This is a genomic window from Bacillus marinisedimentorum, from assembly GCF_001644195.2.
Taxonomy (GTDB): domain Bacteria; phylum Bacillota; class Bacilli; order Bacillales; family Bacillaceae_O; genus Bacillus_BL; species Bacillus_BL marinisedimentorum.
The window spans coordinates 1-12,491 of record NZ_LWBL02000001.1 but is presented as its reverse complement, the minus strand read 5'-3'; the positions used below and the strand labels follow the sequence as shown (position 1 = coordinate 12,491).

Here is a 12,491-nt window from a genome sequence, read left to right as displayed (position 1 = left end):
AGCTGGACGACTCCCTTCTCGCTTTTTATCCGCAACGCAAAAGTTTTGTAATTTCCTTAACAGAGAAAAAAGCACCCCGGATGGGATGCTCAATTCATTTTTGTTACACTCACCGCACAAGCTTTATACTCCGCAGTGCCTGAGATAGGGTCATACTCATTTAACGTCAGCTGGTTGGTTGGTGTTTCAGCAAAATGGAAACTCATGAATATAAGGCCTGGTGACACTTGTTGTGTAACCTTCACCTTAACGTCCACCTTCCCTCTCCGTGAACGTACTGTTACCATATCGCCATCCTGAAGCCCCAGGTTTTCCGCATCTTCCGGATGGATATCAGCCGTTTCTTCTGTTTGCTTGATTTTCACACCGCTGGCATAATGCTTCGTTTGTGTATGAGTGTTGTACGATTCATAACGCCGGCCTGTTGTAAGCGTAAACGGATATTCTTCATCCGGCTGCTCAAGCGGCGGCGTGAAGTCAAGAGCCGTAAACGGCGCTTTGCGTCCTTCGAATTCTTCCTGATGGAACCGTTCATGAATAATTGCTGTTCCAGGGTGGTCTACATGAGGGCAAGGGTATTGAAGTCCGTTTTCCTTATCAAGCCGCTCGTAAGGCATGCCGCCGTAAAGGTGAGGTGCGACACGCCTCACTTCTTCCCAGATTTCAGCAGGATTTTCATAATTCATCGGATAACCCATCTTTTCGGAAACAAGCATGAGGATTCTCCAATCATCCATCGCGCTGCCAGGTGCATCCACCGCTTTTCTTACTCGCTGGATTCTCCTGTCCGTGTTCGTATAAGTCCCTTCCACTTCACCCCATGACCTGGCCGGCAGGACAACATCTGCCATTCTTGCCGTCTCGGTGAGAAAGATATCCTGTACAACTAGAAAATCGAGATTTTCAAATGCCTGTTTGGTATGATTCATATTGACATCGGCCATAATCGGATTTTCACCGACAATATATAAAGCTTTCATTTCGCCGTTTTCCATTTTTTCTATCATTTGCGTCTGGTTTCTCCCGACAAATTCAGGGATTTTCACGTTCCACTCTTCCTCAAAACGCCGGCGTACATCCGGGTCTGAAACCGGTTGTGCGCCTGTAAGGAAATTAGGCAGCCCGCCCATATCACCGGCGCCCTGGACATTGTTTTGTCCGCGAAGAGGCATGATGCCGTTTCCTTTTTTGCCGATATGACCCGTCAACAGGGCCAGATTGGAGATGGATAAGACATTGTTCACCCCGCAATGATGCTCGGTTATTCCGAGTGTGTAAGCAATCATTCCATTTTCTGCAGTTGCAAATGAGCGCGCTGTTTCAATGATTTGCTCTTCCGGAAGGCCGGTTATGCCCGCTGCAAAAGCAGGTGTATATGTTTCAACCTGTTCAGCCAGCTTTTCAAGGCCAATCGATGTCCTTGAGATGAAGCCGGCATCATACAGCTCCTCTTTCAAAATGACATGGATCATAGCGTTAATAAGTGCAATATCAGTGCCGACCTTAAGCTGCAGATGGGAATCTGCCGCTTTCACCATATCGATTTTACGGGGATCGACCACTATGATCTTGACACCTTTTTTAGCGCCCTTTTTCATACGGTTTGCAATGATCGGATGGGCTTCAGTTGTATTTGAGCCCATCAGCAGCAATACATCAGTTTCTTCAAAGTCTTCCACAGAAGCAGTCGGGAACCCGCTGCCAAACACAGTTGCCAGACCGGCAACACTTGGTGCGTGTCACGTTCGATTACAGCCGTCGATGTTGTTAGTGCCGACAGCCGTCCGCATGAATTTTTGGGCGACATAGTTTGTTTCGTTTGTTGCCCGGGCAGGTGCGAACAATGAAATCGCATCCGGACCAAAGCTGCTCTTTATCGAAGAAAGTTTTTCTGCCACAGCATTAAGTGCTTCTTCCCAGCTGACCGGGATCAGTTTCCCATCCTTTTTCATGAGCGGCTCGGTCAGCCTGTCCTCATGGTGTACATATTCATAGGCAAAAGCGCCTTTGACACACGTCTGTCCTTTATTTACCGGTGCTTCACGGTCGCCTCTGATTCTCTTAATCTTGTTATTTTCCACTTCAACCAGCAGGCCGCAGCCGGTGCCGCAATACCCGCAAATCGTTTTAATCATTTCAGCTCCCAAAAAAAATCCCTCCCAAGATGTTAAGCGCTTACATTATTATATCATATGGTCCATTATGCGGTATCCGGAGTTTACTATTTATCCTGGAATTCTTTTTATATCACATCCTGCCTCCGCAGAAAGACCTCTTTTTCTATAGATAGAAAGTGTAAAAGAAAAACACTCCGGCAGAGTGCTTTTCGGATTTATGAGCGTAATTCACGATTTACATCAATCTCATCGAGTAATACATCGATGTTCAAAAGGCGTGCGTGTTTCGCCTCTTTATAGTTTAAAAACCGCTGCTCTTTCCGTAAAGTATCTTCAGGATCCAAATCTGCCACCTGTTTTGCTCTTAGCGTATCGATTTCCACCTGCGCGACTCGAAGCTGATTTTCTATAAGTTTTTTCTCCCGTTCCAAATCATCTTTCCATTTCAGCAGCCTCTCATCCATTGGACGGCCCATGATCCCTCACCTCCTTTATATATACTATTCGACAGCGGCGTTTTGCCGACCTATGAAATTATTGATACTTTGTGGAAGTTTTGTTACAACTCCCTCTTTTCTGAAATATCTTCGCTTATGTTGTGCAGAAGTAAAGCCCGTCCCTGGTGAGAGGACGGGCTTGGTTCAGTTAAATGTATAGCTGCCATCAGGTCCGATTTTGATGGCATTATTCAAATAAAACGTGTTTGGATAACCGAGATCGGCAATTTTATCGACAACCCCGCCGGCACGGACACCTGAAGCACAGTGAATGAGAATAACAGCTTCTTTATCATCCGGGAGCTTGCCGGCAATCGCTTTGGGATCGGCGTGTATTTGGCTGTCCGGGATGTGAATCGATCCTTTTATCGCTCCGTTGGAACGTTCCGTGTCTGTCCGTACATCCAGCACCGTCACGTTTTCCTCTTTCAGTCTTTCATCAAATTGAGCAGGAGTCAGCCCTCTGTCCACTTTTCCTTCAGCAACATTGAAGTCTCCGATTTTTCCGGCTGTTCCGAATGTCGGCAGCCCATTCGCTTTCCAGAGCGGAATGCCGCCGGCAAAGACTTTTACATTTGTGTATCCATCGGTGACAAGGCTGCTCGCAACCGAATGGCTTTTGCCGCACATGAAGCCGCCGCAGTACACGATGATTTCTGTGCTTTTGTCGGATGGCTGGACACCCGCAAACTTGGCTCCATATTGGTCTGCGTCCACAAATGCCGCATTCGGAATATGGGCTTCAAAATAAGCGCTGTAAGGCCGGGCATCTAGAATGATCACTGGTTTTTTATCTTCCCGTGCCATATTAGTTTCCATGATTTTGGCTTTCACATATTCTTCTGTCACGACTAGGTAATTGGCCGACTGTTTCCAGAAGGGGATGCCTTCCTGGTAAACCTTTACGTTTTTATAGCCCATGTCCATCGCTTTTTTTGCTGAATTTGCGCTGAGCGGGCAATCCAGGCCGCCGCAATAAAAGATGAGCACCGTTTCTTTGTTTTCAGGCAGCAATCCGGCTTTACCGTCAAATTCAGCGTCCGGCACATTGATAGCCCCGTTTATATGGCCTTCAGCAAAAACGTTTGCAGGCCTGGCATCAATTAATACAAAATCCCATTCCGGCATAAACTCTTCATATGTTTTGCGGGCCTCGCTCGTGACGCTTTCTCCGCCGAGCAGGCGGATCATATAATTGGTATCAACATATTCAAGGCTGCCGTCCAGCGGAACAGGTTCTTTTTCCGGCTGTTTATCTTGTTCAGCAAAATAGAGCGATAAATCTTCTTTTTTATCAAAATCCACGTTTACAGCACTGTCCGCCGCCTGGGAAATGCCGGAACATCCGGAAATCAGCAGCATAACAAATACTAAAACGCCTGGAATAAATCTGCGTTTATTCATGTCATTCTTCACTCCTTTCAGCATGGAAGCTTACACAGCTTCAAGGTGTTTCCGGTGGATCGCTGCCACATTATGAAGCATTGTGACAATTCGCACATAGGGCCCGCTTTCATCAGCATTCTGCAGGGCCCGCTGAAAATCAGGGAGCCAGTCCATATGATCATCCATATATTGCAGGATTTGTCCGCTTCCTGCATTGATTTCGATCAAATAAGCAAGGAATTCAAGAAGCAGTGTCAAATGATCGGGTGCCGCCTCATACGAATCAGGGATTTCAAGGCCATACCTATCAAACAGCCGGCGCATATGCAAAGCTGAATCACCATATAAGTATCCCTTCTCGCCGGCAATCGGAATTTCGGCAGTACGGTCGGCTGTCCAGATTTTATAGATGGACTCGACCGGTAATACCGGATCCGTGCTGATGCCGGAAAACAATTCGATATGCATTTGTTTCAACTCAGTAAATGTAAGCGGGAATAAACTCGCCTTCACCGGCTCATGTTCAATTCCTGCCTGTTCCAGCCACTGGTTCATCTCCGCCTCTACAGTACCTCCCTGCAAATCTTCAAAGAATTCTTTTGTCGGATATTTGAAAAATTCCGCAAGGATTAAGTAAAGTTCTTTCAATGCTTCCTGCCTGGTATTCAAAGCCGGTTGCATGGCTATTCCCTCCGTTCCCTGAAAATTGTTTTTACCTTGCGTGCCCCTTCAAGCTCTTTTCAATTTGATCGCGTAACATGTACAGGAACAGCGTAATTCCTGCCGCACCGGCAATCAGTGCCCATTCCGCCCATGTTGCGGAATACGTATGATAAACAATTTCCTTGACGGTGCTGTAGATGACGTGTAACTCCGATATCTGGCCGGCAATGACCATATCAACCCTCATGAAAAAGATGCCGATAAGTGAAGATATTCCTGCTGCCAGAAGCTTGATAGGTGCTGACCCTTTTGCTGTTAACAGTAATGCTAGCGGGACGATCATGCCAAGCACCACTTCAAAGAAGTAAAAATTAAAACTGAGCGGCCCGCTTAAAAGGGCATGGACAGCCTCATATTTTCCGGAAGCGGCACCGTATAATGCCGTCATGATTTTTCCGGTATAAATCAATGCAACCGCTGCGATACTGATGATAAAGATTTTCCTTACTGCCAAAAATACCTCTTCCTCAAGAGCAGACGTTTTGTGCTGGATATACGTGATGACAGCAAACAGTGCGACTCCGGACATGAATGCCGATACGACAAAATAGACCGGCGACAGCGGGCCGTTCCAGTATGCCCGTGTGTTAAGAAAACCGAATAAAAAGCCGATGTTAACAAGCGCCACAACCGCTGATATGAGTGTCAGTATTGAGAACATCTTCACCTGCTGCACATTCCCGCGGATGATATGGAACAAGAGAATGACAAGCATGGCCAGGTAAATGCCATAAAGCGGCGCCATCCACCAGATCGGCGACTTGATGTTCGGCGAAATCAAATAGTAAAAGAAATGAAGCGGGTTCCCGAGTTCGACCAGAAGGACGGCAAACCCGCTGAACATTGTAAACACAGCCATCATAACAGCTGCCTTGCCCACTTTTTTGATCGGCTCCTGGTTAAAGACGTAACCGAGGGAAGCCACCAGCAAAAGTCCGGTGCTTATCCCGACAAAATACTCATAACCGGCGATTAAAATCCCCCATGGAATGCCGTTCGACGTCCCCATGGCATGTTCACCGTGCATGATGATGTTCACCGTTCCGGCTATGCCGGCCAATATCAGTGCGATTGACAGATACAACCAAATCTTTTTCTTCACCTTTCATCACCTCCGCTTACTTTTTCACATAAAAGATCCGTGGTTTTGTCCCTTTCTCAGGTACAAGCGTATAAATTTCACTCGCGGCAATCCGTTTATTGATTTCGCTGTCTTTGTCATCCAGATCCCCGAATAGGCGCACTTCATTCATGCAGGTTGCCGAACAAGGCGGCTGCTCGCCCTTTTCCAGGTATTCAGGACACCACCTGCACTTTTCCGGTATCCTGTCTTCATTTATTTGCCGGGCATCGTATGGGCAGGCCGTCATGCAATACTTGCACCCGATGCATTTATCCGGATCGATTTCCACAATGCCGTCTTCCCGTTTGAACGAAGCATTCGTCGGGCAGACAGACACGCATGCCGGGTTGTCACAATGCATGCACTGGACCGGCAGGATTTCCATTTTCACATTCGGGTAAGTCCCGCGCTCCATAAACTCAAGCCGGTTATATGTTTGTTCAGGGGGAAGCTGGTTGTGCATCTGACAAGCAATCGTGCATGCGGTGCAGCCAGTGCATTTTGCAGCATCGATCAGCAATCCGTATCTCGCCATGTTACTTTTCCTCCTTTCTTACACTGACGACAACTTCCTGTGACATGGAGGATCCTGAGTATGGTTCAACCATGATCGGGATGAAATCATTGAAATTCACGCCCACTCCATAAGCCGTTTTGTTTTTCGGTGAAAATCCTCCATATGTGGAAGGAATCCATACGCAGTCCGGGTGGAGAAGTTCCGTCACTTTCACCTTGACCGTTTTCTGTGCGATGGAAGATTTGACAAGTACGGTATCTCCTGTTTTGACACCAAGTTTTTTCGCCCTTGCTGTGTTCATCCACATATACGCTCCGTTATACCGCTCGCTCATCGCCATGAGATATTCATTGTTGTTCGTCATGACATGCGAATGCCAAGGCTGCTTGCCGTGGATGAGCCTGAACTCGTCCGGCTTTTTCTCATCCGGCATGACGAGCGGCGGGATCCAGGTCGGTATTCCGCGGTTCCCCTCGAGACGGAATATATCAGCGGAAAACTGGATTTTACCCGTCTTGGTCGGCAGTGCAGGCTTTCCATTTTTCACAGGAAAACCAGGTTTCACCGTAGCCGGGAATTCGATTGTCCCTGCTTTTTTAAGCTGGTCATAAGTGATGCCGAGCGGTTCGATCGCCGCTTTCACATCATCTTCCACTGTAAAAGGATACAGGTCTTGATAACCCATTTCTGCTGAAATGCCTTTCAGCATCTCAAGAACATCCTTCGTTTTATGGATCGGCTTCACTACCGGCTGGCGCAGGGCGACTTGCGGACTGTCATGTGAAATGGTTCCCGATACTGTATATGGATGTTCCAGCCGTTCCAAATAATAATGCTCAGGAAGAATATAATGTGCCGTATGGTAACTGGTTTCGTTCCAATCAATATTAATGGATACGACGAGTTCAGCATCTTTCAGTTTTTTCTGCTGTTCCGGATCAGGTGCTGAACGAACTGGATTGTAGTTACAGACAAAAACCGCTTTTGCTTTTCCCTCTTCGACGAGCTTCGGAATGATCTGGGCAATGCCGCGGGAAGGCTCAACCGACCGGTATTGTCCTTCAACACCCGCTCCGTCGATGCGATCTCCTTTTTCCGGCATGTAAAGCTCAGGAAGCTTCAGATGTCCCAGTTCAATCCCTGCCGACGGCATCAAACCACCGCGCTCATACATGTTGCCGACAAGCGCATTGAGAATGATGCCCATTTGTGCCACCTGTGTGCTGTTCGCATAGTGGGCATGGAGGCCGTGCCAGCCTGGCTCAAGAAATGCCTGAGGAGCATTTTCGGCAAATTCACGGGCAATCTCCCTGATTTTTTCGGCTTTTACTCCTGTGATAGAAGCGGCCCACTCTGGTGTATACTCCAGGTTCAGGCGCTTGAATTCATCGAATCCATCAACATATTTTTTGACGTATACTTTGTCATAAAGGTTTTCCATAATGAGCACATTTGCCATTGCCAGCCTGAATGCAAGATCGGTTCCCGGCCTGATCGGAATCCACTCATCAGCTAACTTGGCGATTTCTGAATAACGCGGATCGATGACAACGATTTTCGCCCCGCTCTCCTTCGCTTTTGTGATATGGTTCATGCCGTTTGGAACGATTCCGCCTGCGAAGTTGCGGCCCTGGAAAATCATATATTTTGCATGTTTGTGGTCACCGTTCAGCGACGTCCCGGTCATTTGCTGCCAGGCATTTGTTTTTGAATTGAAACATGTTGAATACTGGGTAATGAAGTTTGGTGATCCGATACTGTCAAACAGCCTGTCAACGTAGGCCTTCCGGTGGGTGCCATGCTCCATCCATACGACGGAATTGCCCCCATATTTTGATACGATTCCCTTCAGTTTCGAACCGATTTCTTTATAGGCTTGTTCCCAGGATATCGGTTCAAACTTTCCTTCTCCGGTCCTTTTCATCGGCCCGGTGACTCGGTCTTTCGAATAGAGGTATGAAGCCATTCCATGGCCGCGGGCACAAATACGTCCACTTGATTTCAAATGGACGGGATGTCCCTCCACTTTCCATAGCCTGTCATTTTTTACCGTCGCAATGATTCCGCAATAGCTTGTACATCCATGACAGAATGTCGGTATCTTTTTAACAGGCGCTTCAGCTGCAGCCTGCTGGTAATCGGCAAACTTGAAATAGGCAGGAACGCTTCCCGCTGCAGCTGTAACGGCAGCAGCTTTCAAAAATGTACGCCTTTTCATTTTTCTCATTATGATCTCTCCCTTCCAGGTCCGCGGTTATCCGCAGCTTGCTGCCCCTTGATCTTGTTCAAGATCGACATTTAATTCTTCCAATGGGTATTCAGCAATTTTTTCTGCAGATATCGGTGCTATGCCATTGATTTCCGGGTCGGAAGTCCAAACCCTCATACCATCTTTCATTGCGTAAGTGTCATACCCGAGAAGATTCAGGATGCGGGCAGCCTGGCTTGCTTCATGACCGTCATATCCGATAAGAAGCACTTTTTTATCTGCCGGCAATTTTTTCAGCTGTTCCAAGTCAGCGATTTCATTGGCAGGAATATTCACTGCACCCTGGATATGCCCCTTCTTATAATCATCAGGGGAGCGTACATCCACCAGATAGAAGCTGCTGTCTTTGACCGCGAGCACCTTCTCTTTTACTTCTCCGGCAGACAGGACAGGCGGTTTTCCAGAGGCAAGATAGCGCTCTGTCTGTTCATATACGAGATCCTCTACAGATGCCGCTTTTTCTATATCCAGGACAGGATATTCAAACGTGCCCGCTGCTGCTGGAGTAGCTGTCACTCCGTGTTCCAGGGCTGCATCCGGAATCGGCACACCCAGATTCGGATCTGATGTCCATCCCCCGATGCCGTTCACCATTGGTATGGCATTGAAGCCGAGCAAATTCAGTGATGCGGCGGTTTGGCTCGCTGTGTGTCCTGAAAAACATACTACAATGATGTTCTTGTCCTTCGGTAAATTGTTGAGATATTTCGGTTTAGAACTGACTGCATATGGAATATTGACGGAACCAGGAATATTGCCTGCTGCAAAGGCAGCTGCACTCCTGACATCAAGGACAAAATAATCCGGGTCTCCTTTTAGAACCGCTGTCTCATACACCTCTGCCACCGTCATTGTTTTAAAATCAGTGCCTTTCAGGTATTCATCAGCAGCCTGCTGGAGTTCCTTAAACGGTTCTTGAATGACGGCAGCCTGCTCCTCATCTTTTTTACTTTTTTCAGCCTGGACACTTGTATCGGCTGTGCTGCAGGCAGCAGCAGATAATAAAAGCACTGAACCAAGCAAAAGCGAAACGATTTTTGATCGTGTCCGGTTCAATTGAACTCACCTCTTTCACGATTTACACCACGGATTTTCACAAAACCTTCACAGATTGACCTGCTCGTTTGTGTTGTAAGTGTGAAGCATCCGTGATAAAATTGTTTTACAAATACGAATTGACAGCTATGTATTAATCTGTCAGCTGTCTGTTGCCGGCTCCGGTTGCAGGATCGGATGCGGAGCCATAACATGGCAAGGATTATTAAGTAATCTGATGACCCCCCTGCCATGAACCGAGTTTTTGCAGCCAAATACCAATTTGTGCGCTGATTTGGCATGCGCCTGAAAAACTCACATTGTGCTATTTGATTCCCTTGCAGTACACCTCCTCTTTCCAGTCTCTATCCTTAAAGGAGTAGGAGTATTTCACTTCAATTATAAGAGAGGAAATCCATGGGAAGATTATCGATATATGGCCATTCATTGACAAAATCCCATATTTTTACATAAACCCTTACCCGTATACGTATGCTCTTCTTAATAAAAAAAGCGTGCATTTAAGCACGCTTTTTTTATTATTGAATTTTATTGTAAATCGGCAATGGACGTTTTGTGATTTTTACATCGTAAGGGATCAGATGCAGGTTCCTTGCTTCTTTCAAATAATTATACATTTTTTTGGACCCGGATGCATTGGCTGAGTGAATGATAATATGATCAGCATATAGATGGTTCTTTACCATTTGTTCGACTAAATAATACCCGTTTTTTTTCTTATCAACAAGATCGTAATCAAGTGACAGATGGGAAATCAAATGGTGATTCAGCATGTCAAGACATGCTTCAGCATCCCGTACCAGCATAAAACCGTCCGGACAACTTCTCACGTCATCGAGGAAAACGTTCATTTTCACCATTAAATTTCTCCTTTGTCCCAAACTATATCTTAACTTCCATTGTAACATCCTCTTACATGAGTACAACAAATAACCGAAAGATTGTTTCTTTATTACAGGAATTCCGCCTATTTTCACCCTTGCCCGATTGTACTCTATCTTCGTATACCGAATGTGTCAGAATTTTTTGGTACTTGCCGATTTTGTGAACTTTATCACAAGTGTATGGTTAATCAATGATAAACAGGTTAAAATAAAGGGGCAAGACAAGCAATAAATATAGGAAGGTGCTAATCATGAAAGGTACTGCGATTCTTTACCAGGAAAACAACGAAATTCTTTTTGTCGAGAATATTGATCAGAAAGCATTCAATGAAATCAAGAAACAATGTAACTGTGAACACTGCAATTGTCATGTGGAAGAAGACCGGCTTGTCGATTTTGGCAAAGTATCGATGGTTGAATGGAAAGCAGACGATTTAGATTGGGATTACGGTTATTGATAAATAGATATGATATACACTTCTGGCGCCTGGATGGCGCTTTTTTTTAGATTTTTTTGGAGGGGCTTTCGCATCCTTCCCGTTCTTTATTCTTACAAATCAACATTGTGCATAAACACAGGCTATTTAAAAAGCGCCCCTTTATAAGGGACGCTTTCGAATGCTAGCGGATTGGAATTCGGGCAGACGGCTCATGTTCATCTGTTTCAACGAGCTTTGGAATTTCAATTTTTAAAACTCCATTTTTGAATTCAGCGTCAATCATGCCCTCCTGGATGTTCTCAAGATAGAAACGGCGCAAGAAGGTTCCATGCTGCCGCTCTTTCCTGATGTAATGCTCTTCTTTCTCTTCTTCGCTGTATTCGCGGACTGCTTCAATCGTCAGATAGGGTCCCTCATAGGTAATTGTAATATCTTCTTTACTGAAGCCCGGCAGTTCGGCATCGACAATATACATGTCTCCAGTGTCGCGGACGTCTGTCTTGAAACGGATTGCACCCATCTTTTTTTCATTGAACAAGCGGTCTGTCAGCAAATTGTCATTCATGATGTCTGAAAAGGAATCCAACATCTCATTGACCATATCACGTCTTTTGCGGCGCAAAGGTGTAAGATTGCTCATTTTCCCTTCTCCTTTCCAAACAAGGAATTTATTACACTTTCAGTTTACGCCCGGACGGTTTTTACGTCAATTTTCAATGCTCTTCATTTCGCTTTTTTTCATACACCCTAAAGTAATAATCATAAGGGTTTTTTTCATTTTTAATTCCTTTTTCTTCTGATAAAAGGGACCAGTCATTTTTGTCGTAGTCAGGGAAGAAAGTATCACCTTCAAAAAATTCCTCAATATACGTTATGTATAAACGGTCGGCATACGGAAAGAAGCTATTGAAAAGCTCGGCTCCTCCTATGACAAAATATTCGTCACCGCTTTTTCTTTCCATTTCTAGCACTTCACCGGCCGAATGGGCAATTGTGCACTCCCCGCACTCATACTCGCGGTTGCGAGTGACAATAATGTTTTCGCGTCCAGGCAGTATTTTCCCGATTGATTCATGTGTCTTGCGCCCCATCACAATCGGATGATCCATTGTCACATTTTTAAAATAACGCAAATCCTCCGGCAGATGCCATGGAAGGTCGTTGTCTTTTCCGATTGTATGGTTCCGGTCTAGTGCAACCAAAAATGAAATCATGAACTACACCCTTCTCTATCTTTATTTTCATTGGCGGCCCTGACATACACATTCAGCTGAGCCAGGCCTCAATGTTAAACCAGGTAAACAGTTATTGGCAGCTTTTATCAAACATTCATCCGTGTACAAGGGAATCAACTCGTCTTCGTCTTTGCACACAGGATGTGCCGGTCTCTGCGTTGCAACTGGACAGGCACCTTCCAGCTACCTGCCTCGCCTGTTCTTGGCTGCAGTGTTTGTCTCTTCCGTCATCCCGGAGGACTTG

General features: G+C 45.9%; 12 protein-coding genes and 1 pseudogene. 1 reads left to right on the top strand and 12 read right to left on the bottom strand.

Annotation, left to right across the window (positions count from 1 at the left end; translation table 11 throughout):
- Positions 1-89: 89 nt before the first annotated feature.
- From fdhF to A4U59_RS00020, 10 genes and pseudogenes are all read right to left on the bottom strand, one after another.
- Positions 90-1,967, bottom strand: a complete 1,878-nt coding sequence (gene fdhF / locus A4U59_RS22460; RefSeq protein ID WP_342670168.1) for a formate dehydrogenase subunit alpha — start codon at positions 1,965-1,967, stop codon at positions 90-92.
- Between the two features lie 21 nt (positions 1,968-1,988).
- Positions 1,989-2,135: pseudogene (locus A4U59_RS22455) on the bottom strand (hypothetical protein); the annotation flags it as partial.
- Positions 2,136-2,332: 197 nt separating this feature from the next.
- On the bottom strand, positions 2,333-2,593 hold the full coding sequence (locus A4U59_RS00055) for a hypothetical protein (RefSeq protein WP_070119287.1): 261 nt from the start codon (positions 2,591-2,593) through the stop codon (positions 2,333-2,335).
- A 165-nt stretch (positions 2,594-2,758) separates the two neighbouring features.
- Positions 2,759-4,018, bottom strand: a complete 1,260-nt coding sequence (locus tag A4U59_RS00050) for a rhodanese-like domain-containing protein (RefSeq protein WP_070119286.1) — start codon at positions 4,016-4,018, stop codon at positions 2,759-2,761.
- Positions 4,019-4,048: 30 nt separating this feature from the next.
- Positions 4,049-4,681, bottom strand: a complete 633-nt coding sequence (locus A4U59_RS00045) for a TorD/DmsD family molecular chaperone (RefSeq protein WP_070119285.1) — start codon at positions 4,679-4,681, stop codon at positions 4,049-4,051.
- Between the two features lie 31 nt (positions 4,682-4,712).
- Positions 4,713-5,825, bottom strand: coding sequence for an NrfD/PsrC family molybdoenzyme membrane anchor subunit (gene nrfD, locus A4U59_RS00040; RefSeq protein WP_070119284.1), 1,113 nt, complete (start codon positions 5,823-5,825; stop codon positions 4,713-4,715).
- A gap of 16 nt (positions 5,826-5,841) precedes the next feature.
- Entirely contained in the window at positions 5,842-6,381 is a 540-nt protein-coding gene (gene srrB, locus A4U59_RS00035; RefSeq protein ID WP_070119283.1) for a respiratory selenite reductase subunit SrrB, read from the bottom strand.
- A gap of 1 nt (position 6,382) precedes the next feature.
- Positions 6,383-8,590 (bottom strand): respiratory selenite reductase catalytic subunit SrrA, encoded by a 2,208-nt coding sequence (gene srrA / locus A4U59_RS00030; RefSeq protein WP_070119282.1) that lies wholly within the window; start codon positions 8,588-8,590, stop codon positions 6,383-6,385.
- Between the two features lie 27 nt (positions 8,591-8,617).
- Complete coding sequence (locus tag A4U59_RS00025) at positions 8,618-9,688, bottom strand: rhodanese-like domain-containing protein (RefSeq protein WP_070119281.1); 1,071 nt, start codon at positions 9,686-9,688, stop codon at positions 8,618-8,620.
- 518 nt (positions 9,689-10,206) lie between these two features.
- Positions 10,207-10,548, bottom strand: coding sequence for a cyclic-phosphate processing receiver domain-containing protein (locus A4U59_RS00020; protein ID WP_070119280.1), 342 nt, complete (start codon positions 10,546-10,548; stop codon positions 10,207-10,209).
- Positions 10,549-10,823: 275 nt separating this feature from the next.
- Between A4U59_RS00020 and A4U59_RS00015 the strand changes: the two genes are divergently transcribed.
- Complete coding sequence (locus A4U59_RS00015) at positions 10,824-11,030, top strand: hypothetical protein (protein WP_070119279.1); 207 nt, start codon at positions 10,824-10,826, stop codon at positions 11,028-11,030.
- A 163-nt stretch (positions 11,031-11,193) separates the two neighbouring features.
- Here A4U59_RS00015 and A4U59_RS00010 read toward each other — a convergent pair whose 3' ends face one another.
- Entirely contained in the window at positions 11,194-11,652 is a 459-nt protein-coding gene (locus tag A4U59_RS00010) for an Hsp20/alpha crystallin family protein (RefSeq protein ID WP_070119278.1), read from the bottom strand.
- Positions 11,653-11,725: 73 nt separating this feature from the next.
- Positions 11,726-12,226 (bottom strand): dihydrofolate reductase, encoded by a 501-nt coding sequence (locus A4U59_RS00005; RefSeq protein WP_070119277.1) that lies wholly within the window; start codon positions 12,224-12,226, stop codon positions 11,726-11,728.
- Positions 12,227-12,491: the final 265 nt, after the last annotated feature.